Origin of the sequence: Roseovarius sp. ZX-A-9 (assembly GCF_028369135.1) — a bacterium.
Taxonomy (GTDB): domain Bacteria; phylum Pseudomonadota; class Alphaproteobacteria; order Rhodobacterales; family Rhodobacteraceae; genus Roseovarius.
In genome coordinates this window covers 1-23299 of record NZ_JAPWHW010000020.1, presented here as the reverse complement: position 1 = coordinate 23299, position 23299 = coordinate 1, and the positions used below count along the sequence as shown (strand labels likewise).

Here is a 23299-nt window from a genome sequence, read left to right as displayed (position 1 = left end):
TTCACTTAGGCTAAGACAAAGTAACCCCCGTCGAGAAATCGGCGGGGGTTACTGTTTTTAAAGCCTTACCTGTTTTGAAAGTGGTAGAGGCTGGACAGCTTTGACATGACTTCACTGGGTATGCCCGGCACAATTTCTTGAAACCTGGCTTTTGCAAGGGACGCTTCTTCTCCGAGCGACATGCCATTCCGCTCTTCGGGAGCGCAATTGAGCAAAAGCATCTGCAAACCATCCAAAGTCTCAAACAGCGAAATGGCGTTTTCCTCGCCAAACTCTTTGATGAATGCATCCGCTCGCGCCGGATATGAGGAGCGGGCAGCATTCAGATCGAAACCGTGCCGCCACACCTCGGCGGCGTCAATCAGCTCGTCAGCACTGTGGCCTAGAGCATCTATTAAAGGGTCATCGTCTCTATGCATTCTGCCGCTCGCTAAAAGGTCGATCCCAAGGTATGGCGCTTGGGAGGTTCTGCTGAGTGATGCTGCATTAAGGTGATAGACTGCTTACGCAGCCTCTGCCCGGAAATTCTGCGGGCTCACCCCCAGCCGTAGTTGAAGCTGACCGAAATCCGGTCGTCCTCGGACATATTCATCGGGACTTCGTGGCGAAGCCAGCTTTCCCACAGCAGAACGTCGCCTACGTCAGGCTCCACGTAGACGAACTGACGCAACTCTTCGGGCGCGTCCTTGCGGCGGGTAGGGGAGGCCATCATCCGCGATGAGCGGGGATCTTCCAGCTTCAGCGCGGAGGTGCCTTCTGGCATCGCCACATACATCGTTCCGGAAATCACCGAATGCGGGTGGATATGCGAGGCATGGGTGCCGCCCTCGGGCAGGATGTTGATCCAGATGTCTTGCAGCGTCAGCGGCTTGTCTTCGAGATCGAACGCGAGATGCTCGGCGAAGGCCGCGATATGCGCATCAAGCGCCTTGACCACCTCGGCAAAGATCGGGAACCGCCAGGGCAGATCGGTGAGCGACGCATAGGAGGTGTAACCGGGATACCCGTTTTCCTCGCACCAGCCTTGGCCTGCTTCGTCATCCTCTGCGATGGACCAGCACGAGGCGGCAAGTTCGGATATATCCACGCCCTCGTCCAAACCGGAGAGGCGGGCGCGGTAGAGCGGGGTTACGAAAAGCGATTTGATCTGTGACATATCCGCGTGATAGCCCAAGCGCGGGCCGAGTGCGAGAGGGCTGGGCGCAGAATTGCGCACCATCCATGCTGCAAGGGGTTGCGTTATCCCGACTGGAGCGGTATTGGGCACGCTCATCATGGACTCCACTGGAATCACGGTGACCCGACGCGCCAATGCATAGGGGCCTGCCAGTGATGTTGAAAGGACAAGGCGATGGACGCCAACGAACTGCGTGAAAAGACACCCGACCAGCTGCGCGAAGCGCTGGCCAGTCTGAAAAAAGAACAATTCAACCTGCGCTTCCAGGCCGCCACCGGCCAGCTGGAAAACCCGGCGCAGATGCGCATTGCTCGCCGCAACGCGGCCCGTGTGCTGACGATTCTCAACGAAAAAGCTGCCGCCGCAGCGACCGCTGAATAAGGAGCCGATAGTATGCCCAAACGTATCCTCACCGGCACCGTGACCAGCGACGCCAACGCCCAGACCATTTCCGTATCGGTCGAGCGCCGTTTCAAGCACCCGGTTCTGCAAAAGACGATCCGGAAGTCGAAGAAATACCGTGCCCACGACGAAAACAACACCTACAAGGTCGGCGACAAGGTCCGCATCATCGAATGCGCGCCTCGATCCAAGACGAAACGCTGGGAGGTTCTGGAGGCCTAGGCCACCGGTACATTCAGTTTAATCGAAACCTCGGGACAAGGGCCGCATCGCCCCCCGCCAGGTCGGGAGAAACAATATGATCCAGATGCAGACTAACCTGGATGTTGCTGACAACAGCGGCGCTCGCCGTGTTCAGTGCATCAAGGTTCTGGGGGGCTCCAAGCGGAGATATGCGTCCGTCGGCGACGTCATCGTCGTCTCGGTGAAGGAAGCCATCCCACGTGGTCGTGTGAAGAAAGGTGACGTCCGCAAGGCCGTCGTCGTTCGCACCGCCAAGGAAATCCGCCGCGAAGACGGTACCGCCATCCGCTTTGACCGCAATGCTGCCGTGATCCTGAACAACGCAGGTGAGCCGGTCGGTACGCGGATCTTTGGCCCGGTGGTGCGCGAATTGCGCGCCAAGAACTTCATGAAAATCATTTCGCTCGCCCCGGAGGTGCTGTGATATGGCTGCCAAGCTGAAAAAGGGCGACAAGGTCGTCGTTCTGGCCGGTAAGGACAAGGGCAAGGAAGGCACGATTTCTTCCGTCGACCCCAAGGCCGGCAAAGCCGTTGTTGACGGTGTGAACGTGGCGATCCGCGCCACCCGTCAAAGTCAGACTTCCCAGGGCGGTCGCATCCCCAAGCCGATGCCGATCCAACTGAGCAATCTGGCCTATCTCGACAAGAACGGCAAACCCACCCGCGTCGGCTTCAAGATCGAAGACGGCAAGAAAGTGCGCATTGCCAAGACCACGGGGGACGTGATCGATGCTTGATACAGCAAACTATACCCCGCGCATGAAGGTCGCGTATGCCGAGACCATCAAGCCCGCGATGAAAGAAGAGTTCGGCTACAAGAACGACATGCAGATCCCGCGTCTGGACAAGATTGTCCTGAACATTGGCTGCGGTGCCGAGGCCGTTCGCGACTCCAAGAAGGCGAAGTCGGCACAGGAAGACCTGTCCACCATCGCCGGCCAGCACGCCGTCGTGACCACGGCCAAGAACTCCATCGCCGGTTTCCGCGTTCGCGAAGACATGCCGATGGGGGCCAAGGTCACCCTGCGTGGCGACCGTATGTATGACTTCATCGACCGTCTGATCACCGTGGCAATGCCACGTATCCGCGACTTCCGCGGCGTATCGGGCAAATCCTTTGATGGCCGTGGCAACTATGCCTTCGGCATCAAGGAACATATCATCTTCCCCGAAATCAATTTCGACAAGGTAGATGAGATGTGGGGGATGGACATCATCATCGCAACCACGGCGAAAACCGACGCTGAAGCCAAGGCGCTGTTGAAGCATTTCAACATGCCCTTCAACAGCTGAGCGGGAGAGAGACTTATGGCTAAAAAAGCAATGATCGAACGCGAAAAGAAGCGTCAGAAGCTGGTGGATAAATTCGCCGCGAAACGCGCTGCGCTCAAGGCAATCATCAACGACCAAAGCAAGCCGATGGAAGAGCGTTTTCGCGCGACCCTGAAGCTGGCTGAATTGCCGCGCAACAGCTCTGCCAGCCGGTTGCACAACCGTTGCCAGCTGACGGGCCGTCCGCACGCTTACTATCGCAAACTCAAAGTGTCGCGGATTGCGCTGCGGGAACTTGGCCAGAACGGCCAGGCACCCGGCCTCGTGAAATCCAGCTGGTAAGGGAGATTTGAAATGAATGATCCTATCGGCGATATGCTCACCCGCATCCGCAACAGCCAGATGCGCGGTAAGTCCACGGTGATGACGCCGGCCTCGAAGATGCGTGCGCGCGTTCTCGATGTTCTGGTGGATGAAGGTTACATCCGTGGCTACGAGACAACCACAGGTGAAGATGGTCATCCGGCCATCGAAATCAGCCTGAAATATTTCGACGGCGCCCCCGTCATTCGCGAAATGAAGCGGGTTTCCAAGCCCGGTCGTCGCGTCTATCTGGGCGTTGATGACATCCCGTCGGTCCGTCAGGGCCTCGGTGTGTCGATTGTCTCCACCTCCAAGGGTGTGATGTCGGATGCAAGTGCACGCAGCCAGAATGTTGGCGGCGAAGTACTCTGCACCGTATTCTAAGGAGGGTTCAGATGTCTCGTATCGGTAAACAGCCCGTGACCTTGCCGAATGGCGTCACCGCAACGATCAGCGGCCAGACGCTTGAGGTCAAAGGCCCCAAGGCAACCAAAACCTTCACCGCCACGGATGACGTGACGCTGACCATCGCCGATGGCCAGATCACCGTTACCCCGCGTGGTAAATCCAAGCGCGCGCGCCAGCAGTGGGGCATGACCCGCACCGTTGTCGCGAACCTCGTGCATGGCACCAACGAAATGTTCCGCAAAGAGCTGGAAATTCGCGGCGTCGGCTACCGGGCACAGATGCAGGGTAACACCCTGAAGCTGAACCTGGGTCTTAGCCACGATGTGGATTTCGTAGTTCCGGAAGGTGTGACTGTTACCGCGCCCAAGCAGACCGAACTGGTTGTTGAAGGCACGGACAAGCAGCTCGTCGGTCAAGTCGCGGCTAATATCCGCGATTGGCGGCGGCCCGAGCCCTACAAGGGCAAAGGCATCCGCTACAAAGGCGAGTATATCTTCCAGAAGGAAGGCAAGAAGAAGTAAGGACGCGAGAAGATGGCAAACAGCAAGAGAAAACTGTTCCTCAAACGCCGCCTGCGCGTTCGGAACAAACTTCGCAAGGTCAATGCAGGGCGCGTGCGCCTCAGCGTTCACCGCAGCAACAAGAATATCAGCGTTCAGCTGATCGACGATGTTCAGGGCGTGACCCTGGCGTCGGCCTCGACGCTCGAAAAAGATTTCGGCGTGGTCGGCAAGAACAACATCGAAGCGGCCACCAAGATCGGTGCCGCCATCGCAGAGCGTGCCAAGAAGGCAGGCGTCAGCGAGGCGTATTTCGATCGCGGCGGCTTCCTCTTTCACGGGCGCGTCAAGGCTTTGGCCGATGCCGCACGTGAGGGTGGTCTGAAAATCTAGATGGGATGGGGCCCCACCTTGCGCTTTGCGTGCAGGGTGGGGCCTCGACCCACCTATGCGTGAAGGCGAGGCGACTCGTCTCGATGATCCGGGGGCGTATCTGCGTTCACTTGGATTGAATGATTGGCCTCAGGGCCGCACGACAAAGGAAGCCAGATGGCAAGAGATGACAACCGTGGGGGAGGCCGCCGCAATCAGCGCGACGAGACCCCAGAATTCGCCGATCGCCTGGTTGCGATCAACCGCGTCAGCAAGACCGTCAAGGGCGGTAAGCGCTTCGGCTTTGCAGCCCTCGTCGTCGTTGGCGACCAGAAGGGCCGTGTAGGCTTTGGCAAGGGTAAGGCCAAGGAGGTCCCCGAGGCCATCCGCAAGGCCACCGAACAGGCCAAGCGCCAGATGATCCGTGTGCCGCTGCGCGAAGGCCGCACGCTGCATCACGACATGGAAGGCCGTCACGGTGCCGGCAAGGTGATCATGCGGTCCGCCCCGCAGGGTACCGGCATCATCGCCGGTGGTCCGATGCGCGCCGTGTTCGAGATGCTGGGTATTCAGGACGTCGTCGCCAAGTCGAACGGCAGCCAGAACCCCTATAACATGATCCGCGCCACCATCGATGGTCTGCGCAAGGAATCGAGCCCCCGTATGGTCGCGCAACGTCGCGGCAAGAAAGTGGCCGACATCCTCGCGACCGGCGAAGCGCCCAAAGTCAGTGGCGAGCAAGCCCCTGCGGTTCAGGAGGGTTAAGACATGGCCAAGACAATCGTTGTCAAACAGGTGGGTTCGCCCATCCGTCGCCCCGCCAGCCAGCGTGCCACGCTGGTCGGTCTGGGCCTCAACAAGATGCACCGCACGCGCGAGCTTGAGGACACTCCCTCGATCCGCGGCATGGTCGCCAAGATCCCGCACCTGGTCGAGATCGTCGAAGAAAAAGGCTGAGTTTGCTCCGGGCTGAAGCCCGGCCTGCCCAGAAACCAAACGCCCCGGTCAGAAATGGCCGGGGCGTTTTTTGTTCAGTGGCAATGCAACGGTTTCGAACCGGCGTGGCAGCATTTCCCCGGTGGCGAGCTCTTGCGGCAGCCACCGCTATGGGAAATGACTTTCATTTGTTTAGCTGTTTGAGCGCCCGACGACACCATGCTCGCCGAAAGTGGCGTTGTGAATGAAGCCACGAAAAACAGGGCCCCTAGGAAGTATTTGACCATCACCACACTCCTTCTGTGAACGGGTTGTTCACCCAAGACATTAACGAAGGTTAACAGAAATTTACTTGTGCTGCACGAAATCGCGCAGACTTGCTTCAGGCCAGTTTAGTGCTGCTAGCGGGAAGGTTACGACTCCCGATCAACGCACAACCCTGTGTCTCGCGCAGGGCTGCCGCCAACTCGTCCACTGTCGCGGCCGTCAACAAATTTGCGCTTCGGGTCGCACGCGAAGCGCCCTAGACTGGCTGGAAAATCAACGAAAGGCTGCACCTATGCTGGTAAAAACTCTTGATGACATCCTGAACACCTCCGATCACGTGACCGGCGATGCGTTCGAGAGCCGCCGTATCTTGCTGGCGCGTGATGGCTTGGGCTATTCGTTTCACGATACGCTCGTCAAGGCAGGCAGCACCCAGCGGCTCGAGTACAAGAATCACATCGAGGCGAATTACTGCATCGAAGGCGTGGGTGAGGTCGAGGAGGTGGCGACAGGCCGCATATGGCCGCTGCGGCCCGGTACAATGTATGTGCTCGATCGCCACGATGCCCATATCATCCGAGCCGAGACCGATCTGCGGCTGCTATGCGTGTTCACGCCTGCGCTGACCGGGACCGAGACTCATGACAGCGATGGCAGCTACAATCTGCCGGGGTAGGGCAGGCGTAAAAACGGCCTTGATACTGCATCGGGCCGGGGCTATACGCCCGGGGTGGTGCCATGAGCGCCGCGAACCAATCAAATCAAGCCGCGTTCGGCCGCTCCCGTCGCTGGGGGCCGCATCCGGCAAAGGAGAAGCGACATGAAACTGCACGAACTGCACGACAACGAAGGCGCCACTAAGAAACGCAAGCGCGTTGGGCGTGGTGCTGGCTCTGGCATGGGTAAGACCGGTGGCCGGGGTATCAAAGGTCAGAAATCCCGCTCGGGTGTGGCCATCGCAGGCTACGAGGGTGGCCAGATGCCGCTCTACCAACGTCTGCCCAAGCGTGGCTTTACCAAGCCGAACCGCAAGAAATTTGCCGTGGTAAACCTGGGCCTGATCCAGAAGTTCATCGACGAGAAGAAGCTTGATGCAAGCGCTGCGATCACCGAAGAAGCGCTTTTGGCCTCCGGCCTTGTGCGCCGCACGCTGGACGGTGTGCGCGTTCTCGCCAAGGGCGATATCAGCGCCAAGGTGACGCTGGAAGTGACCGGCGCATCGAAGTCTGCAGTCGAAGCGGTCGAGAAGGCCGGCGGCAGTCTGACGATCAAAGCTGCGCAAGCGGCTGAATAAGAGGTTGTGAGCGGCGCATGTGCCGCTTACATAACTTCTAGTTTTTCAAACACGCCGCCGGCTCGCTGAAAAACAGCGGCCCGGCGGCGTTGTCATAAAAAAGAGAGCCGCATGGTATCCGCAGCAGAACAAATGGCCGCCAACACCAGTTGGGCCGCACTTGGCAAGGCGACCGACCTTCGCAAGCGTATCTTATTCACGCTGGGCCTGTTGGTCGTCTACCGGTTGGGCACGTTCATCCCGGTCCCCGGTATCGACGGGGCAGAACTGCGCGCATTCATGGAAAGCGCCGGATCCAGCATCGGCGGCATGTTGTCGATGTTCACCGGTGGCGCGCTGGGGCGTATGGGGGTGTTTGCCCTCGGGATCATGCCCTATATTTCGGCCTCGATCATCGTGCAGTTGATGACGTCGATGGTGCCCGCGCTGGAACAGCTCAAGAAAGAAGGCGAGCAGGGCCGCAAGAAGATCAACCAATACACGCGCTATGGCACGGTGTTTCTGGCAACTCTGCAATCCTACGGGCTGGCGGTCAGCCTGCAATCGGGCGATCTGGTAACCAATCCCGGCGGATTCTTCCTGGCGTCCTGCATGATCACCCTTGTAGGCGGCACCATGTTCCTGATGTGGCTGGGCGAGCAGATCACTCAACGCGGCATCGGCAACGGTATCAGCCTGATCATCTTTGTCGGCATCATCGCCGAAGTTCCTGCCGCTCTGGCGCAGTTCTTTGCGTCGGGTCGTTCCGGAGCTATCAGCCCTGCGGTGATCATCGGTGTGCTGGTCATGGTCGTGGCTGTGATTGCCTTCGTGGTCTTCATGGAGCGGTCTCTGCGCAAGATCCACATCCAGTACCCGCGCCGTCAGGTCGGCATGAAGGTCTATGATGGCGGATCAAGCCACCTGCCGGTCAAGGTGAACCCCGCTGGCGTTATCCCGGCGATCTTTGCCAGTTCGCTGCTGTTGTTGCCGGTGACGGTCAGCACATTCTCTCAGCAGGGCACATCCACCAGCCCGATCATGTCGACGATTCTGGCCTATTTCGGGCCGGGTCAGCCGCTCTATCTGCTGTTCTTCGCGATCATGGTCGTGTTCTTCACCTATTTCTACACCTACAACGTTGCGTTCAAGACGGACGAGGTCGCTGACAATCTCAAGAACCAGAACGGTTTTGTTCCGGGGATCCGCCCCGGCAAGAAAACCGCTGAGTATCTCGACTACGTGGTCACTCGTATCCTTGTTCTGGGGTCGGCCTACCTTGCGGCAGTTTGTCTCCTTCCTGAGATTCTGCGTTCCCAATTCACAATTCCGTTCTACTTTGGCGGCACATCGGTTTTGATCGTCGTGTCTGTCACGATGGATACGATCCAACAGGTGCAGAGCCATCTTCTGGCGCACCAGTATGAAGGTCTGATCGAAAAGTCACAGTTGAGCGGCAAGGGTAAACGCCGCGCGCGTAGAAAAGGGGCAGCACGCCGATGAACATTATTCTTCTCGGGCCGCCGGGCGCCGGCAAAGGCACTCAAGCACATCTTCTGGTATCAGAGCGGGGCATGATCCAGCTCAGCACCGGTGACATGCTGCGTGAGGCCAAGGACAGCGGCACCGAGATGGGTAAGGTTGTGGCGGATGTCATGGCGCGTGGTGCTCTGGTGACAGACGAAATCGTGATCGGCCTGATCCGCGAGAAATTGCAGGGCGACAAGGCTGGCGGTTTCATCTTTGACGGCTTCCCGCGCACCTTGGCGCAAGCTGATGCGCTTGAGGAGCTTCTGGAAGAGTGCGGCGAAACGCTGGACAAGGTTGTGGCGATGGAAGTGAATGACGAGGCCCTGGTGGCCCGTATCACAGCCCGCTCGACCTGTGGCGATTGCGGTGAAGTCTATAACGACATCACCAAGCCTATTCCGGCGGATGGCAAGTGCTCCAAATGCGGCGGTACGGAATTCAAGCGCCGCGCTGACGACAACGAGGAAAGCCTCAAGACCCGTCTGATGGAATACTACAAGAAAACCTCGATGCTTATTGGCTACTACCATGCCAAGAAAAAGCTGGCTTGGGTCAATGGCCTTGGCGAAATCGCCGAAGTTCACGACGAGATCGCGGCCGTTCTGGACGCCTGATCGGCGGCAGGACAGCACTTGCGCCAGAGGGTTCACATCCTCTGGTGAGGAGGGCGGGTCTGCGAAGCGGAAAGCCCGCGATTGCTGACAGGCCTCAGGCACGCGGTGCTTGTTCGTCGATCGCCTGGCTTCGATCCGGATCCCCGACCGGACCCCACCATATCACATGGCAGTTCCAGGGTATGGCGGGTTGATCCCGCCAAATTGCGTCGATTACATTAAGGTCTGTTTTTTGGTCTGTTGATAGCGGAGGGTAAAGATGTTCACCGCAAAACCTATAGCATTCACCGCACTTGCAGGGTTGATGGCCGCACAGGCCGCCATGGCGGAGGAGGGCTCATTCACATCGCGTCCTGATCTGTGCAAGGCGGACTACGCGATCCAGGAACTGGAGGACGTCACCTTCCTCGACGCGCTTTCGGTTGGGGATCACTATATCCACTGCAACTGGGAACCCGCGATTGACCTGTCCAAGCGCCGGCCGGCAAAACAATTGCGCAAGGCCGAATGTATGGACGGCGCCAGCAATTGGAGCGTTGACGTCATATTCAAACGCGCCCCCGGTGACGCCGTAACGCTGACCTCGGCGGACACTCGACTGCCGCGCAAGACCTATGGCCCGTGCTCAAAGGGATACGACAGGCCGACCGGGGCGAGCGAGCGGTGAAACCAGAGGTCGACGCGACAGGGGATTGATCGCCGCGTCGCACGGGTGGCACTTGGAGTGCGAGGCATATCCGGTCAGTAAATGGCGCGGAATCGAGCCTTCTCTTGCCCAAGGGCTTCTTGATTCGCTCCTTTCCCGGGGTGCCCAATAATTCAGGGGTTTTTCGGGGCCAGGGCGGCAAGAGGACAGAGTATCACGTCTGTCGGCGGGGCTGCCGCGACGAAGGGGTTGACGCTCCGCTGAATTCCTCCTAACCAGCACCATCTTGAGAGAGAATGATTCCCTCTCGGGTTCGCCCGATAGCAGAATCGACCACCTGAATTCAGCTGCGGCCCGGAGCGTGAGCGCCTCGGGCTTATGTTGTGAAAAAAGGGTCTGGCATTACGGACCCGCAACGAAAAGGAAATGACACTTGGCACGTATCGCCGGCGTTAACATCCCGACGCACAAACGCGTCCCGATCGCCCTGACCTATATCACCGGAATTGGCCACTCAACCGCCAAGTCCATCTGCGACGCCGTCAATATTGACCAGACGCGCCGTGTCAACGAACTCAGCGATGCTGAATTGCTGGCCGTTCGCGAGCATATCGATGCGAACCTGACCGTTGAAGGCGACCTGCGTCGCGAGACGCAGATGAACATCAAGCGTCTGATGGACCTCGGCTGCTATCGCGGTCTGCGCCATCGCCGCAATCTTCCGGTACGTGGTCAGCGGACCCATACCAATGCCCGTACCCGCAAAGGCCCCGCACGGGCCATTGCCGGCAAGAAGAAATAAGGGAGGGCAGCAGATATGGCACGCGATACCCGCCGCACGAAGAAGAAGGTTTCCAAGAACATCGCCACCGGCGTTGCGCATGTGAACTCTTCGTTCAACAACACCAAGATCCTGATCTCCGACGTTCAGGGCAACGCAATTGCATGGTCTTCGGCCGGCACCTGCGGCTTCAAGGGCTCGCGCAAGTCGACCCCTTACGCCGCTCAGATGGCCGCAGAAGACGCGGGCAAGAAGGCGCAGGAACACGGCATGCGCACGCTCGAAGTCGAAGTGCAGGGCCCTGGCTCTGGCCGCGAAAGTGCATTGCGCGCTCTGGCAGCAGTTGGCTTCAACATCACTTCGATCCGCGATGTGACGCCGATTGCCCACAACGGCTGCCGCCCGCCGAAACGCCGCCGGGTCTGATCCGCAAACTTATCGGTTGGGGGCGCGCATTTTGCACGTCCCCATTCCGTCATTCATGTGTTTCGGCACATGGCTGAGACGAAGATGGTAGGAAACGCTGCAAGAAATATCAGCGTTGCATGCGGTTCACGAAGAGCTGTTTTTCAGGTTCTACGTGAGACGCTTTTGAAACCTCGGGCGCCTTGGCCTTCGGACATGAGGACAGGGCAGGAATGGAGGGACACATGATCCACAAGAATTGGGCTGAATTGATCAAGCCGACACAGCTGGACGTCAAGCCGGGCAATGACCCGCAGCGTCAGGCCACCGTCGTTGCCGAACCGCTGGAACGCGGGTTTGGTCTTACACTGGGCAACGCACTGCGCCGCGTGCTGCTTTCTTCACTGCAGGGTGCGGCGATCACATCTATCCAGATCGACAACGTGCTGCACGAATTCTCGTCCGTGGCAGGAGTCCGCGAGGACGTCACCGACATCGTGCTGAACCTCAAGGGCGTTGCCCTGCGGATGGAAGTCGAAGGGCCCAAGCGCCTGTCGGTTTCCGCCAAGGGCCCCGGTGTCGTCACAGCGGGCGACATTTCCGACAGCGCCGGGATCGAGATTCTCAACCGTGATCACGTGATCTGCCACCTCGACGATGGCGCCGATCTGTTCATGGAACTGACCGTCAACACCGGCAAGGGCTACGTAGCCGCGGACAAGAACAAGCCAGAGGATGCGCCGATCGGCATGATCCCCATGGATGCGATCTATAGCCCCATTCGTCGGGTCAGCTATGATGTGCAGCCGACCCGCGAGGGCCAGGTGCTGGATTATGACAAGCTGACGATGAAGATCGAAACCGACGGCTCGATCACGCCGGATGATGCGGTTGCCTATGCTGCGCGCATCCTGCAGGACCAACTGAGCATCTTCGTCAACTTCGAAGAGCCCGAAAGCGCAAGCCGTCAGGACGAGGACGACGGGCTGGAGTTCAACCCGCTCCTGCTCAAAAAGGTCGACGAACTGGAACTCAGTGTCCGGTCCGCCAACTGCCTGAAGAACGACAACATCGTTTATATCGGCGATCTCATCCAGAAGACCGAAGCAGAAATGCTGCGCACGCCGAACTTTGGCCGCAAGTCTCTGAACGAGATCAAGGAAGTGCTTTCCGGCATGGGTCTGCACCTCGGCATGGACGTCGAGGACTGGCCGCCCGACAATATCGAAGATCTGGCCAAGAAGTTCGAAGATCAGTTCTAAAGGTTTCGGGGGCGGTTCGCCGCCCCCATATGCCCGCGTTATGCGGGGAATAAGTGGGCATTTGCCCCAAGGAGAGCGGCCTGACACGCATCATGCCGCCAGACAAAGTATAAACGCTAAGGAGACCAGAAAATGCGTCACGCACGAGGATACCGCCGCCTGAACCGTACCCATGAGCACCGCAAGGCGCTGTGGGCGAACATGGCAGGCTCGCTCATCGAACATGAGCAAATCAAGACCACGCTGCCCAAGGCCAAGGAATTGCGCCGGATCATCGAAAAGCTGATCACGCTGGGCAAGCGCGGCGACCTGCACGCACGTCGTCAGGCCGCAAGCCAGCTGAAGCAAGATCAGTATGTGGCAAAACTCTTTGAAATTCTCGGCCCGCGCTACAAGGACCGCAACGGCGGTTACGTCCGCGTGCTCAAGGCAGGTTTCCGCTATGGTGACATGGCGCCGATGGCGATCATCGAATTCGTTGACCGCGACGTGGATGCCAAGGGCGCTGCGGACCGCGCGCGCGTTGCTGCCGAAGCGGCTACTGCTGACGAAGCGTAAACCTCAGATCTAATAATTGAATCAAAGCCGCCGCCGGATCGCTCCGGCGGCGGCTTTTCTTTGCGGGGCATACCGGAACCTAGCCTGCGTCCATTTCCTTTTTCACGATTTCCTCGATTTCGTGAACCGGATGATTGGTCAAGGTCTTGGGGATGTCCATGACCAGCCGGTTCAGCACCTCGATGTGCAAAGCCTCGCGCAACACCCCAAGGACCTGTGGCGATGCAACGAGAACCAGTTCGTCGAAAGCTCCCTTGTGCGCCTCGGTATAGAGTTTGTCTGCCAGATCCCGGGCGAAACGATCCTTGGCCAGTTCGTGCCAGTCCGTATCGTCCAGCGCCGAGCGCTGGCCCGAGCCCGTGTCGGGCATTCTGCCGGGGCGGTTTGCGGACTGTTCCATGTCCGACGGATTGTACTGAACCTCCTGGTCACGAACCTCGAGATAGGGATTGGCGTGGTCGGTCAAATTGCGTAGAAACAGCGCTTTTTCGCTGTCGGTGACGACTATCAGCGTATCTTTCTTCAGCTTCACCATGTCAGCCTTCCCCGCCGGTACCGTGATGGCCGCCCAAATTGCCTTGGCCCCTTTCGTCCGATTTGCGCACGCGCGTCGCCCCCGCGCGGTCGTCACGGGCGCGTTTCAACGCGTCGCGCGTGCCGACATCACGCTCCAGGTTGCCATCGCCGCGCCCTTGCTGCGACGGGGTGTCGGGGCCTTTCATAAACGCCTCGGTTTCGCGCGTGCCATCCTTTGATCTGTGGCGGTGTACCATATCGCACCTTCCTTTCGTTTGAACTTTCCTTGATTGTTCAACGATAATCAGAGCGCTTGGGTTCCGCACGGCGGCTGCGTTTGTGTTTCGCAAGCGTGGATGTATCGAACCGCACATGGAAAAGCCGAGGCGCCGCAAAGGAGACCGCATGCCCCTGCCAGTCGGATTTCCGAACCGGTTTGATGGTCCCGCCGCATGGGAGGCCGCTGATCTAAATGGCGCGCTGGATGATTGGCGCACCGAGTCGGACGCGGGCACCATCGCCGAACTGGAAGCGGCGGCAGCGCATTACCTGTCGCTTGGCCGCGATATAGGGGGGGTCACGGCAGCAGATTTCCCGCTGCCGCGCTTTTCCACCCATCTGGTCGCGCTGCGCAAGAAGCTGGTGCAGGGCATTGGGGTCGAGGTGCTGACCGGCCTACCGGTGCGGCGCTATTCGCAGGAAGTCGCGGCGACGATCTTTTGCGGCATCGGCGCGCATCTGGGCAGTGCAAGATCTCAGAACGCGGCAGGGCATATTCTGGGGCATGTGCGCGATCTGGGGGCGGACCCGCAGGATACGGCAACACGGATCTACCAGACCAATGCGCGTCAGAGCTTTCACACCGACAGCGCCGATGTGGTGGGCCTGCTGTGCCTGCAGGACGCGCAGTCGGGCGGAGAGTCGTTGCTCGTCAGCGCCGAGGCGATTTACAACCGGATGCGCGCCCTGCGCCCCGATCTGCTGGCGTGCCTGTTTGACCCGATCGCGACGGACCGGCGCGGCGAGGTGCCCGAAGGGATGAAGCCCTATATGGAAATACCGCCCTTCAACTGGCACGCCGGGCGGCTGACGGTATTCTACCAGCGCCAGTATATCGACAGCGCCCAACGGTTCGACGGCGCGTTGCGGCTGACATCGGATCACGTCGCGGCGCTGGACATGTTCGATGCGCTCACCAATGATCCCGCGTTGCATATCGTCATGCGATTGGCCCCCGGTGACATGCAGTTCGTCTACAACCACGCGCTGCTGCATGACCGCACCGGGTTTGTCGACTGGCCCGACAAGGCGCAGCGGCGACATCTGCTGCGGCTGTGGCTGGCGATCCCCGGTGACCGGCCGCTGCCCGAGTGTTTTCGCCAGCGCTATGGCTCTATCGAGATTGGCAATCGCGGCGGCATCGTTACTCGCGAAACCCGGTTGCACGCACCGCTGGACTGAGCCGTGCGGCGGTTGCAATCATCAGCGCCCGGGCGCATATCCGAGGGGCAGATCGCCGGAAACCCAGAGGAATACGATGTTTCGGATATTCGCCATCTTGATGTTCGCACTTGCCTTGCCCGCCGGGGCAGAGACCCGCGTACCGGCCAGCCAGGCAGAGGTTCAGCTCAGCTTTGTGCCCGTCGTCAAGGCGGCAACCCCTGCGGTGGTGAACATCTACGCCAGCCGGGTGGTCGAGCGCGCGCAGAGCCCGTTTGCGAATGATCCGTTCTTTGGCCAGCTTTTCGGGGATTTCGGCAGGCGCAGCCCACGGGTGGAAAATTCGCTTGGCTCCGGGGTCATCCTCGGGTCCGACGGCATCGTAGTGTCGAACCATCATGTGGTGGGCCAGGCGACCGATATCCGCGTGGTGTTGAACGACCGGCGCGAATTTTCGGCCCGCGTGCTGATGGGGGACGAGGAAAGCGATCTGGCGATCCTGCAGCTCGAGGGGGCATCGGACCTGCCCGCACTGCCGCTGCGAGACAGCGAGACGGTTGAGGTCGGAGAACTGGTGCTGGCCATCGGCAACCCGTTCGGCGTGGGCCAGACCGTCAGCAGCGGGATCGTGTCGGGGCTGGCGCGGTCTGGGTTGGCCACGGGCAATGTGCGCGGCTATTTCATCCAGACAGACGCGCCGATCAACCCGGGCAATTCGGGTGGTGCGCTGGTCGATGCGCAGGGGCGGCTGATCGGGATCAACACTGCGATCCTCAGCCGCTCGGGTGGGTCGAACGGGATCGGGTTCGCGATCCCCTCGGCGCTGGTCAAACAGTTCGTGGCACAGGCCGAGGCGGGCAAGACCCGGTTCGAGCGGCCATGGGCCGGGCTGACCGGACAGCCGGTGACTGCCGACATGGCCGAGGGGCTGGGATTACCGCGACCGGGTGGCATCATCATCTCGGAAATCCATCCTGCCAGCCCGTTTCGCGCTTACGGCTTTACCGCCGGTGATGTGATCCTGGCAGTTGGGGGCGAAGAGGTGAACACGCCCGCCGAGATGATCTATCGCATGTCCGTTGCCGGGCTGGACAGCAGCGTGCAGGTGGCGGCGCGCATCGGCGGCAAGCCGCAGACGTTCGAGATGACGCTGACCGCTGCGCCCGAAAGCCCGGCGCGCGCGCCGTTGGAAACCAGCTCCAGAGCGGCGGTGCCGGGCATGCGGTTGAGCAACATCAATCCAGGCGTTCTGGCCGAATACGATCTGCCTCTTTCGGCGGCGGGCGTGCTGATCGAACGACCCGGCCCCGTGGGGCTGCGCGCGGGTCTGCGACAGGGTGATCTGCTGCTGAAGGTCAACGGCACACCCATCCCCGATACTGCGAGCGCGAATGCAGCCCTTGAGGGCGCGCGCCGCCAGCTTGCGCTGGAGGTGCAGCGCGGCACGCGGCGGATGCTGCTGCGGTTCCGGCTCTGATGGCGGCGGATCTGTTCGATACCGGCGCCGAGCCGTCTGCAACCGGGGGCCGGGACGCGCCGCGACCGCTGGCCGACCGGTTGCGCCCGAAATCCATCAGAGAGGTGATCGGGCAGGCCCAGGTCCTGGGCCCTGATGCGCCATTGGGCGTGATGCTGGCCTCCGGCAGCCTCAGTTCGCTCATTTTCTGGGGGCCTCCGGGCGTGGGCAAGACCACGATCGCGCGGCTTCTGGCGGATGAGACCGATCTGCATTTCATCCAGATAAGCGCGATCTTTTCCGGGGTGCCAGAGTTGAAAAAGGTGTTCGAGGCGGCCCGCCATCGGCGCGCGAACGGGCAGAGCACGCTGCTGTTCGTCGACGAGATTCACCGTTTCAACAAGGCGCAGCAGGATGGGTTCCTGCCGCATATGGAGGACGGGACGATTCTGCTGGTGGGCGCCACCACGGAAAACCCCAGCTTCGAGTTGAATGCTGCGCTCCTGTCGCGCTCGCAGGTTCTGGTGCTGACGCGGCTGGGTCTGGGGGATCTGGAACGGCTGGCGCAGCGCGCGGAAAAGGAACTGGGGCGTGCCCTACCGCTGGACGGCGCGGCGCGCGAGACGTTGCTGGAGATGGCCGACGGCGACGGGCGCGCGCTGCTGAACCTGATCGAGCAGGTGGCCGCGTGGAAGGTGGAGGGCAAGCTGGACCCGCAGGCCCTGGGCACGCGGCTGATGCGACGGGCGGCTAAGTATGACAAATCCGGCGACGAGCATTACAACCTGATTTCAGCCCTGCACAAATCGGTGCGCGGCTCGGATCCCGACGCGGCGCTTTACTGGCTGGCGCGCATGCTGACCGGGGGCGAAGATCCCCGCTATCTGGCGCGGCGGATCACCCGCATGGCGGTCGAGGATATCGGTCTGGCCGACACTCAGGCGCATCGCGTCTGCCTTGATGCATGGGAAACCTATGAGCGGCTGGGCAGCCCCGAGGGAGAACTGGCGCTGGGGCAGGCGGTGATCTACCTCGCGCTTGCACCGAAATCGAACGCTGGCTATGCGGGGTTCAAGGCGGCCATGCGCGAAGCCAAGAAAACCGGCTCCGAGCCGCCACCGAAGCATATCCTGAATGCCCCGACAAAGCTGATGAAGGACGAAGGCTATGGTGCGGGCTATGCCTATGACCACGATGCCGAAGACGGGTTTTCGGGGCAGAATTACTTTCCCGACGGGATGAAACGCCCGGTTCTCTATCAGCCGGTCGAGCGGGGGTTCGAGCGTGAATTAAAAAAGCGGAGCGATTATTTTGCGAAGCTTCGCCTGCGCCGCAACTGAGTCCCCTCCGCGCACAGCAATCCGCAATTTCGTCCGAAATGCAGTCCGGGCAGCCCGGGCAATTCCTTGAATTATGCAACGGTGTGGGTTGATTAGCCATGTCAACCATTTGAAAGAAAACAAATAAGTGGAAAAATAAGCGCGAAGGGCTGGAAGGTCGGGGGCATTCATGTTTTCATACCTGTGTCTGACCGCAATCGCGGCGAAGCCCATGAGAGTATCGCGGATGCGCTCCTGAGGGGCGTTTCGGAAGTAAGGTTCCCTTGCGACAGATGGAAACTCTGGATTTCGAAGGAAACAAGATGACCAAAATCAGCAATCAGAAAATGATGGACCGATTGGCCGAAGCCGCCCGGACGGGTGGCATTTCCCGGCGATCGTTCATGCACTACTCGGCTGCGGCAGGCGTGACCGCATCCGCAGCCACCGGGCTGTGGACCACAGCGGCCAATGCAGCACCGAAGAAGGGCGGCACGTTCCGCTTCGGCATTCATGACGGCAACAGCTCGGACACCCATGATCCGGGCACCTATGTCAGCCGCCAGCAGATCTATCTGGCGCACCAGTACCGAAGCTATCTGACGATGATCAATCCCGACGGCTCGCTCGGCTCTGACCTTGCGACCAGCTGGGAGGCGAATGCCGACGCGTCGGTCTGGACGTTCGAGATCAACCCGAATGCGTCGTTCCACAGCGGCAAGCCGGTGACGGCCCAAGATGTGAAGGATTCGCTCAACCACCACCGTGGCGATAGCTCTACCTCGGCGGCGAAGGCTCTTCTGACGTCAGTCACGGATATCCAGACCGATGGCGATCATACTGTGGTGATCTCGCTGGCACAGGGTATCGCCGATATCCCGTGGCTGATGACCGACTATCACTTTGCGATCTGCCCGTCGGATGGAAATGGCGGGATTGAATGGAAATCAGGCGACGGTTCTGGTCCCTACAGGATCGACGGAGGTGATTGGGGGACGCAATGGGATCTCAGCCGCCATGACGGCTGGCATCTGGAAGGCGCCTATTTCGACAAGATATTCATGATCGTGCTGAACGATCCGAACGCACGGCAAACCGCACTGGTCACGGGCGATGTCGATGCCATCTCGCTGGTCGATCTCAAGACCAAGGCGCTGCTGGAGCGCAACAAGAACATCGTGCTTGAAAGTGTGCCTTCGGCGGCTGCCATCACCATGCCGATGTTCTGCGACACCGCGCCCTTCAACGACGTGAATGTGCGCAACGCGCTCAAACTGTCGATGGATCGCGACGAGGTCATCAGCAAGATCGCGTTTGGTGAGGCCACGAAGGGTAACGATTTTCACCATTCGCCCGCCATGCCCTACTGGCCTGCTGACATCGAGCAGCGCGAATATGACCCGGACAAGGCCAAGTCACTGCTGAAGAAAGCAGGGGCCGAGAACCTGTCAGTCAGCATTCACACCGCGGATTCCGTGTTCTCCGGTGCGGTCGATATGTGCGTGCTCTACTCTGAACATGCCAAGAAGGCCGGTATCGACGTCAAGGTCGTGCGTGAGCCGAACGATGGCTACTATTCGGATGTCTGGCTGAAGAAGTCCTTTACGGCCGTCAGCTGGGGCGCACGTCCGACGCCGGACGTTATGTACAGCCTTGCCTACAAATCCGACGCGGCCTGGAACGAGAGCCGCTGGCAGAACGAAGAGTTCAACAATCTTCTGCTTCAGGCCAAGGCCGAACTGGATGACGGGTTGCGCGCCGAGATGTATCGCGACATGGCGATTCTGGCACGAGATGATGGCGGCACGCTGATCCCGTTCTTCAACAACTTCGTCTACGCGCGCAGCAGCAAGGTCATGCGCGGCGATAACCTGGCGGCCAGCTGGGAGCTGGACGGGGCGCGCGCGCCCAGCCGTTGGTGGTTCGCCAGCTAACGCGGCAGGGCCAACACGGCGTTCGCGGAGCACGTCGAAGCGGGCGCATCCACACCCTAGCTGGATGCGCCCGAGTTCCGGGATGGAAACTTTCGCTTCGGCTTACAAAAGGCTGGATGCATTTCCTAATTCGTGTTTTGCTTCCAGATAGTCGGTTTTGATCCACTCCAGGATGCCGATGAAGCAGACACTAAACCGTGCGCTACACGCGAAAGATGGCGCAGAATATAAATAATCAGGGAGAAAACATGAAAAACTCAAAAGATCAGTTGATGATTGACCGGCTCGCAGACGCCGCCCGGACGGGTCGCATTTCGCGTCGCTCGTTCATGCATTACGCCATGGCGGCAGGCATGTCCTCGACAGCGGCCACCGGCCTGTGGACCACCAAGGCCCATGCCGAACCAAAGCGTGGCGGCACTTTCCGCATCGCGCAGCACGACGGTAACACCGGTGACAGTCACGATCCGGGCCTCTATGAATCGAACGCGGAAATCCTTTTGGCGCACACGTTCCGTGCGTTCCTTACCCAGATCAACACCGACGGCACGCTGGGCGCTGATGTGGCGACAGAATGGTCCGCGACCCCCGATGCCTCTGAGTGGACATTCAAGCTGAACCCCAAGGCGACCTTCCATTCTGGTGGCAAGGTGACAGCCGAAGACGTTGTGGCGTCGATGAATTTCCACCGCGGCGATGCAACGACATCTGCAGCCAAGGCACTGCTGGGCAGCGTTGTTGATATCGTGGCCGATGACGAAAACACCGTCACCTTCAAGCTGGACGCAGGCAACGCTGATCTGCCGTGGCTGATGACCGATTACCACTTGGTCATTCTGCCTCGTAATGCCGACGGCACTGCCAACTGGCAAAGTGGCGATGGTTGTGGCCCATATGTTCTGGACAATTGGGAGCCGGGCGTCGGCGCTCAATTGAGCCGGTTTGACGGCTGGCACGGTGAGGGGGCTTATTTTGACGCGATCGAAGTGACCTTCATCAACGACCCCAACGCGCGCCAGACGGCACTTGTGACCGGCGACGTGGATGCCACCAGCCTGCTGGAAAACAAGACGATGTCGCTGCTGATGCGTCATCCCGAGGTCAACGTGATCAACATCCCCTCGGCACAGGCGATTACGATGCCGATGTTCTGTGATCAGGCACCGTTCGACAATGTCGACGTGCGCAAGGCGCTGAAACTGTCGATGGACCGCAACGAACTGGTCGAAAAGATCTCCTTCGGGGCAGCGACAGTTGGCAATGATTTCCACCATTCGCCCGCGATGCCATATTGGCCGGATGATATCCCGCAGACGGAATATGATCCCGATCAGGCCAAGGCGTTGCTGAAAAAGGCTGGTGCGGAAAACCTGTCCGTCAGCTTCAGCACGGCGGACTCGATTACAGCTGGTGCTGTCGATCTTGGTATTCTTTACTCCGAGCAGGCCAAAGCGGCAGGTATCGACATCAAGGTCGTTCGAGAGCCCAATGACGGGTATTACTCGGATGTCTGGCTGAAGAAGCCTTGGTGTATGGTTGTTTGGGGCGCTCGCCCGACGCCTGACGTCATGTATTCCTTGGCCTACAAGGATGATGCAGCCTGGAACGAATCCCATTGGCAGAACGAAGAGTTCAACAAGCTGCTGCTGCAAGCCAAGGCTGAGCTGGACGATACTCTGCGGGCCGAAATGTACCGCGACATGGCGATACTGGCCAAAGACGACGGCGGAACGATTATCCCGTTCTTCCCGAACTTTGTTTACGGGACACGTAAGAACGTGGGCACCACGGGTGAATATGCCGCGTCGTGGCATATGGATGGTTACCGCGCCGCAAGTCGTTGGTGGTTCGAAAGCTGAATCAAGAAATAACCCGGCATGCGAAAGCGAGCCGGGTTTCCACTGTTCTGGGGGCGGTCCTCGCCTTTTCAGGACCACGAGCAAGGCCCTGCAAGCGCCGGGGATCTTCCCGGTATCAAAGCACGGCATAAAAAAATCTGTTAGGCTGAGCGCCTGAATTCGGGGTCGCCCCGGATGCGCTGGCACCAACAGCAGGAGGGACAAATGGGAGACATACTGAGGCTCGTTTCAAAACGGCTCGGTCTGGGACTGGTGATTCTACTGATCATCTCAGTCATCATTTTCTTCATGGTCGAACTACTGCCCGGCGATATCGCCGAGGCGGTTCTGGGCCAAGGGGCGACCGAAGAAAACCTGGCCGCGATGCGCGAACAGATGGGGCTGAACAAACCCGCTATCGTGCGCTATCTGGAGTGGCTGTCTGGCGCCGTGATGTTTGATTTCGGCAGTTCGATCGTAACACAGGAACCGGTGATAAGCGTGATCGGCGAGCGGTTCATGAACACGCTCTTCCTTGCGGCCTATGCCGCGGTGATCGCGGTACCTTTCGCGATTGTTCTGGGTGTGATCGTAGCGCTTCTGCGCAATTCGATCTTTGACCGGGTTGCCAACGTGCTGACGCTGACCTCGATCTCCAGCCCCGAGTTTTTCCTGGGCTACATCCTGATCCTTTACTTCTCGGTCAAATGGGGCATGTTCCCGGCGATCGCGAGCCTCAGCGAGGGCATGAGTTTCGGGCAACTGCTCGAAAGGACGTTCCTGCCTGCGCTCACGTTGGTTCTGGTGGTTGTGGCGCATATGATGAGGATGACACGAGCCGCGATCATCAACCTGCTGGCCTCTCCCTATATCGAGATGGCGCGCCTGAAAGGCACTCCGCCGTGGAAGGTGATCGTCAAACACGCGCTGCCCAACGCCTGGGCGCCGATCATCAACGTGGTTGCACTGAACCTCGCCTACCTGATCACCGGCGTGGTCCTCGTTGAGGTGGTGTTCGTCTATCCCGGTGTTGGCCAGGCTCTGGTTGACGCGGTGTCAAAACGCGACTTCCCCGTTGTTCAGGCCTGCTGTCTGATCTTCGCCGCGACCTTCATCCTGCTCAATCTGGCAGCCGATGTTGGCGCAATCCTGACAAACCCGCGTTTGCGGCATCCGAAGTAAGGGGGCAGATACATGAGCATTTTTGTAATCGGCTACTATTCCATGCTGCTGGCGGCGTCTTGCCTGGCAGCGTATTTCAATAAACGGTCTGTCTTCCTGCTGGTGTTCTCGCTGACCCTGGTGTCCTTCATCGTGGGCATCATCGGCGGGGTAGGCGCGCTGAAGGCAATCGCGATCTGCGCGGGCCTGCTGGCGCTGGCGGCAATGGTCAGCTACGCTTTCCGAGAGTTCCTGATCCTGATGGCAGGCACCGAAACCGCCAAGGAGCTGCGCACTGCGCCGCTCACCGCGGCCTTCGGGATGTTCGTCATCTTCACCTACGCGATCGCAGGGATATTTGCCCCCATTATCGCGCCTTTTGGCGAGGCGGAAGTGATCAGCTCGGCCTTTGCGCCAGCGGATGAGAACATGCTGCTGGGAGCCGATCAGCTCGGCCGCGACATGTTCAGCCGGCTCGTTTACGGCACGCGCAACTCGGTCGGTCTGGCGCTGACGGCCACCATCATGGCCTTCGTGATGGGCGCGGGTGCCGGCCTTCTGGCGGCAACCAAGGGCGGCTGGTTCGATCAGTTCATGGGGCGCTTTGCCGATGTGATCATGTCGAT

Annotated in this window: 30 protein-coding genes and 1 pseudogene; 27 read left to right on the top strand and 4 right to left on the bottom strand. The window is 59.7% G+C overall.

Features of this window, described 5'->3' with window-relative positions:
- Positions 1 to 65: 65 nt before the first annotated feature.
- Complete coding sequence (locus O3306_RS17710) at positions 66 to 419, bottom strand: hypothetical protein (RefSeq protein ID WP_272009766.1); 354 nt, start codon at positions 417 to 419, stop codon at positions 66 to 68.
- Positions 420 to 535: 116 nt separating this feature from the next.
- On the bottom strand, positions 536 to 1156 hold the full coding sequence (locus O3306_RS17705) for a TIGR02466 family protein (RefSeq protein WP_272009888.1): 621 nt from the start codon (positions 1154 to 1156) through the stop codon (positions 536 to 538).
- Positions 1157 to 1351: 195 nt separating this feature from the next.
- On the opposite strand from O3306_RS17705, the gene rpmC reads away from it, so the two are divergent.
- The 20 genes from rpmC to rplQ all read left to right on the top strand — a co-directional run bounded on the left by rpmC (position 1352) and on the right by rplQ (position 13009).
- A complete protein-coding gene (rpmC, locus tag O3306_RS17700; RefSeq protein ID WP_272009764.1) occupies positions 1352 to 1558 on the top strand; it encodes a 50S ribosomal protein L29 in 207 nt (68 codons plus the stop codon).
- 12 nt (positions 1559 to 1570) lie between these two features.
- Positions 1571 to 1801, top strand: a complete 231-nt coding sequence (rpsQ, locus tag O3306_RS17695; RefSeq protein ID WP_272009762.1) for a 30S ribosomal protein S17 — start codon at positions 1571 to 1573, stop codon at positions 1799 to 1801.
- Positions 1802 to 1877: 76 nt separating this feature from the next.
- The gene (rplN, locus tag O3306_RS17690; protein ID WP_272009760.1) at positions 1878 to 2246 is read left to right on the top strand and encodes a 50S ribosomal protein L14; all 369 of its coding nucleotides are present in this window, start codon (positions 1878 to 1880) and stop codon (positions 2244 to 2246) included.
- Position 2247: 1 nt separating this feature from the next.
- Positions 2248 to 2559, top strand: coding sequence for a 50S ribosomal protein L24 (gene rplX / locus O3306_RS17685; protein WP_272009758.1), 312 nt, complete (start codon positions 2248 to 2250; stop codon positions 2557 to 2559).
- Complete coding sequence (rplE, locus tag O3306_RS17680; protein WP_272009757.1) at positions 2552 to 3115, top strand: 50S ribosomal protein L5; 564 nt, start codon at positions 2552 to 2554, stop codon at positions 3113 to 3115. Before rplX ends, rplE begins: the two co-directional genes overlap by 8 nt.
- Positions 3116 to 3130: 15 nt before the next feature.
- Entirely contained in the window at positions 3131 to 3436 is a 306-nt protein-coding gene (rpsN, locus tag O3306_RS17675; protein ID WP_272009755.1) for a 30S ribosomal protein S14, read from the top strand.
- Positions 3437 to 3448: 12 nt separating this feature from the next.
- Positions 3449 to 3841, top strand: a complete 393-nt coding sequence (rpsH, locus tag O3306_RS17670) for a 30S ribosomal protein S8 (RefSeq protein WP_272009753.1) — start codon at positions 3449 to 3451, stop codon at positions 3839 to 3841.
- 11 nt (positions 3842 to 3852) lie between these two features.
- Positions 3853 to 4386: a 50S ribosomal protein L6 gene (gene rplF / locus O3306_RS17665; RefSeq protein WP_272009751.1), complete on the top strand. Its 534-nt coding sequence runs from the start codon at positions 3853 to 3855 to the stop codon at positions 4384 to 4386.
- 12 nt (positions 4387 to 4398) lie between these two features.
- Positions 4399 to 4758, top strand: a complete 360-nt coding sequence (gene rplR / locus O3306_RS17660; RefSeq protein WP_272009749.1) for a 50S ribosomal protein L18 — start codon at positions 4399 to 4401, stop codon at positions 4756 to 4758.
- 156 nt (positions 4759 to 4914) lie between these two features.
- Positions 4915 to 5502, top strand: a complete 588-nt coding sequence (gene rpsE / locus O3306_RS17655; protein ID WP_272009747.1) for a 30S ribosomal protein S5 — start codon at positions 4915 to 4917, stop codon at positions 5500 to 5502.
- A 3-nt stretch (positions 5503 to 5505) separates the two neighbouring features.
- Entirely contained in the window at positions 5506 to 5694 is a 189-nt protein-coding gene (rpmD, locus tag O3306_RS17650) for a 50S ribosomal protein L30 (protein ID WP_272009745.1), read from the top strand.
- A gap of 538 nt (positions 5695 to 6232) precedes the next feature.
- Positions 6233 to 6616: an ectoine synthase gene (locus O3306_RS17645; RefSeq protein ID WP_272009743.1), complete on the top strand. Its 384-nt coding sequence runs from the start codon at positions 6233 to 6235 to the stop codon at positions 6614 to 6616.
- A gap of 144 nt (positions 6617 to 6760) precedes the next feature.
- The gene (gene rplO / locus O3306_RS17640) at positions 6761 to 7234 is read left to right on the top strand and encodes a 50S ribosomal protein L15 (RefSeq protein WP_272009741.1); all 474 of its coding nucleotides are present in this window, start codon (positions 6761 to 6763) and stop codon (positions 7232 to 7234) included.
- A gap of 111 nt (positions 7235 to 7345) precedes the next feature.
- Positions 7346 to 8716 (top strand): preprotein translocase subunit SecY, encoded by a 1371-nt coding sequence (gene secY / locus O3306_RS17635; RefSeq protein ID WP_272009739.1) that lies wholly within the window; start codon positions 7346 to 7348, stop codon positions 8714 to 8716.
- Positions 8713 to 9357 (top strand): adenylate kinase, encoded by a 645-nt coding sequence (locus tag O3306_RS17630; protein ID WP_272009737.1) that lies wholly within the window; start codon positions 8713 to 8715, stop codon positions 9355 to 9357. Before secY ends, O3306_RS17630 begins: the two co-directional genes overlap by 4 nt.
- A gap of 259 nt (positions 9358 to 9616) precedes the next feature.
- On the top strand, positions 9617 to 10024 hold the full coding sequence (locus O3306_RS17625) for a hypothetical protein (protein WP_272009735.1): 408 nt from the start codon (positions 9617 to 9619) through the stop codon (positions 10022 to 10024).
- A gap of 412 nt (positions 10025 to 10436) precedes the next feature.
- A complete protein-coding gene (gene rpsM / locus O3306_RS17620) occupies positions 10437 to 10805 on the top strand; it encodes a 30S ribosomal protein S13 (protein ID WP_272009733.1) in 369 nt (122 codons plus the stop codon).
- A gap of 15 nt (positions 10806 to 10820) precedes the next feature.
- Positions 10821 to 11210 carry a 30S ribosomal protein S11 gene (rpsK, locus tag O3306_RS17615; protein WP_272009732.1) on the top strand — a complete coding sequence of 130 codons (390 nt, stop codon included), beginning with the start codon at positions 10821 to 10823 and terminating at the stop codon, positions 11208 to 11210.
- Positions 11211 to 11434: 224 nt separating this feature from the next.
- A complete protein-coding gene (locus tag O3306_RS17610) occupies positions 11435 to 12451 on the top strand; it encodes a DNA-directed RNA polymerase subunit alpha (RefSeq protein WP_272009730.1) in 1017 nt (338 codons plus the stop codon).
- A 132-nt stretch (positions 12452 to 12583) separates the two neighbouring features.
- Positions 12584 to 13009 (top strand): 50S ribosomal protein L17, encoded by a 426-nt coding sequence (rplQ, locus tag O3306_RS17605; protein ID WP_272009727.1) that lies wholly within the window; start codon positions 12584 to 12586, stop codon positions 13007 to 13009.
- 79 nt (positions 13010 to 13088) lie between these two features.
- Here rplQ and O3306_RS17600 read toward each other — a convergent pair whose 3' ends face one another.
- Together O3306_RS17600 and O3306_RS17595 are read right to left on the bottom strand one after the other, a co-directional pair.
- Complete coding sequence (locus tag O3306_RS17600) at positions 13089 to 13544, bottom strand: host attachment family protein (protein WP_272009725.1); 456 nt, start codon at positions 13542 to 13544, stop codon at positions 13089 to 13091.
- Between the two features lies 1 nt (position 13545).
- The gene (locus O3306_RS17595) at positions 13546 to 13782 is read right to left on the bottom strand and encodes a hypothetical protein (protein ID WP_272009723.1); all 237 of its coding nucleotides are present in this window, start codon (positions 13780 to 13782) and stop codon (positions 13546 to 13548) included.
- Between the two features lie 148 nt (positions 13783 to 13930).
- On the opposite strand from O3306_RS17595, the gene O3306_RS17590 reads away from it, so the two are divergent.
- The 7 genes and pseudogenes from O3306_RS17590 to O3306_RS17560 form a co-directional block, all read left to right on the top strand.
- Complete coding sequence (locus tag O3306_RS17590) at positions 13931 to 14986, top strand: TauD/TfdA family dioxygenase (protein WP_272009721.1); 1056 nt, start codon at positions 13931 to 13933, stop codon at positions 14984 to 14986.
- A gap of 76 nt (positions 14987 to 15062) precedes the next feature.
- A complete protein-coding gene (locus O3306_RS17585; RefSeq protein WP_272009719.1) occupies positions 15063 to 16442 on the top strand; it encodes a trypsin-like peptidase domain-containing protein in 1380 nt (459 codons plus the stop codon).
- Complete coding sequence (locus O3306_RS17580) at positions 16442 to 17761, top strand: replication-associated recombination protein A (RefSeq protein ID WP_272009717.1); 1320 nt, start codon at positions 16442 to 16444, stop codon at positions 17759 to 17761. The genes O3306_RS17585 and O3306_RS17580 overlap by 1 nt, the downstream gene beginning before the upstream one ends.
- Positions 17762 to 18063: 302 nt before the next feature.
- A complete protein-coding gene (locus tag O3306_RS17575; protein WP_272009715.1) occupies positions 18064 to 19674 on the top strand; it encodes an ABC transporter substrate-binding protein in 1611 nt (536 codons plus the stop codon).
- A gap of 248 nt (positions 19675 to 19922) precedes the next feature.
- Positions 19923 to 21533, top strand: coding sequence for an ABC transporter substrate-binding protein (locus O3306_RS17570; RefSeq protein ID WP_272009713.1), 1611 nt, complete (start codon positions 19923 to 19925; stop codon positions 21531 to 21533).
- Between the two features lie 204 nt (positions 21534 to 21737).
- Positions 21738 to 22694, top strand: coding sequence for an ABC transporter permease (locus tag O3306_RS17565; RefSeq protein ID WP_272009711.1), 957 nt, complete (start codon positions 21738 to 21740; stop codon positions 22692 to 22694).
- 12 nt (positions 22695 to 22706) lie between these two features.
- Positions 22707 to 23299: pseudogene (locus O3306_RS17560) on the top strand (ABC transporter permease); the annotation flags it as partial.

Bases quoted from the DNA above. Each gene is read 5' to 3' on its own strand.
- O3306_RS17710 (WP_272009766.1), bottom strand. From the start codon at position 419: ATGCATAGAGACGATGACCCTTTAATAGATGCTCTAGGCCACAGTGCT.
- O3306_RS17705 (WP_272009888.1), bottom strand. From the start codon at position 1,156: ATGTCACAGATCAAATCGCTTTTCGTAACCCCGCTCTACCGCGCCCGC.
- rpmC (WP_272009764.1), top strand. From the start codon at position 1,352: ATGGACGCCAACGAACTGCGTGAAAAGACACCCGACCAGCTGCGCGAA.
- rpsQ (WP_272009762.1), top strand. From the start codon at position 1,571: ATGCCCAAACGTATCCTCACCGGCACCGTGACCAGCGACGCCAACGCC.
- rplN (WP_272009760.1), top strand. From the start codon at position 1,878: ATGATCCAGATGCAGACTAACCTGGATGTTGCTGACAACAGCGGCGCT.
- rplX (WP_272009758.1), top strand. From the start codon at position 2,248: ATGGCTGCCAAGCTGAAAAAGGGCGACAAGGTCGTCGTTCTGGCCGGT.
- rplE (WP_272009757.1), top strand. From the start codon at position 2,552: ATGCTTGATACAGCAAACTATACCCCGCGCATGAAGGTCGCGTATGCC.
- rpsN (WP_272009755.1), top strand. From the start codon at position 3,131: ATGGCTAAAAAAGCAATGATCGAACGCGAAAAGAAGCGTCAGAAGCTG.
- rpsH (WP_272009753.1), top strand. From the start codon at position 3,449: ATGAATGATCCTATCGGCGATATGCTCACCCGCATCCGCAACAGCCAG.
- rplF (WP_272009751.1), top strand. From the start codon at position 3,853: ATGTCTCGTATCGGTAAACAGCCCGTGACCTTGCCGAATGGCGTCACC.
- rplR (WP_272009749.1), top strand. From the start codon at position 4,399: ATGGCAAACAGCAAGAGAAAACTGTTCCTCAAACGCCGCCTGCGCGTT.
- rpsE (WP_272009747.1), top strand. From the start codon at position 4,915: ATGGCAAGAGATGACAACCGTGGGGGAGGCCGCCGCAATCAGCGCGAC.
- rpmD (WP_272009745.1), top strand. From the start codon at position 5,506: ATGGCCAAGACAATCGTTGTCAAACAGGTGGGTTCGCCCATCCGTCGC.
- O3306_RS17645 (WP_272009743.1), top strand. From the start codon at position 6,233: ATGCTGGTAAAAACTCTTGATGACATCCTGAACACCTCCGATCACGTG.
- rplO (WP_272009741.1), top strand. From the start codon at position 6,761: ATGAAACTGCACGAACTGCACGACAACGAAGGCGCCACTAAGAAACGC.
- secY (WP_272009739.1), top strand. From the start codon at position 7,346: ATGGTATCCGCAGCAGAACAAATGGCCGCCAACACCAGTTGGGCCGCA.
- O3306_RS17630 (WP_272009737.1), top strand. From the start codon at position 8,713: ATGAACATTATTCTTCTCGGGCCGCCGGGCGCCGGCAAAGGCACTCAA.
- O3306_RS17625 (WP_272009735.1), top strand. From the start codon at position 9,617: ATGTTCACCGCAAAACCTATAGCATTCACCGCACTTGCAGGGTTGATG.
- rpsK (WP_272009732.1), top strand. From the start codon at position 10,821: ATGGCACGCGATACCCGCCGCACGAAGAAGAAGGTTTCCAAGAACATC.
- O3306_RS17610 (WP_272009730.1), top strand. From the start codon at position 11,435: ATGATCCACAAGAATTGGGCTGAATTGATCAAGCCGACACAGCTGGAC.
- rplQ (WP_272009727.1), top strand. From the start codon at position 12,584: ATGCGTCACGCACGAGGATACCGCCGCCTGAACCGTACCCATGAGCAC.
- O3306_RS17600 (WP_272009725.1), bottom strand. From the start codon at position 13,544: ATGGTGAAGCTGAAGAAAGATACGCTGATAGTCGTCACCGACAGCGAA.
- O3306_RS17595 (WP_272009723.1), bottom strand. From the start codon at position 13,782: ATGGTACACCGCCACAGATCAAAGGATGGCACGCGCGAAACCGAGGCG.
- O3306_RS17590 (WP_272009721.1), top strand. From the start codon at position 13,931: ATGCCCCTGCCAGTCGGATTTCCGAACCGGTTTGATGGTCCCGCCGCA.
- O3306_RS17585 (WP_272009719.1), top strand. From the start codon at position 15,063: ATGTTTCGGATATTCGCCATCTTGATGTTCGCACTTGCCTTGCCCGCC.
- O3306_RS17580 (WP_272009717.1), top strand. From the start codon at position 16,442: ATGGCGGCGGATCTGTTCGATACCGGCGCCGAGCCGTCTGCAACCGGG.
- O3306_RS17575 (WP_272009715.1), top strand. From the start codon at position 18,064: ATGACCAAAATCAGCAATCAGAAAATGATGGACCGATTGGCCGAAGCC.
- O3306_RS17570 (WP_272009713.1), top strand. From the start codon at position 19,923: ATGAAAAACTCAAAAGATCAGTTGATGATTGACCGGCTCGCAGACGCC.
- O3306_RS17565 (WP_272009711.1), top strand. From the start codon at position 21,738: ATGGGAGACATACTGAGGCTCGTTTCAAAACGGCTCGGTCTGGGACTG.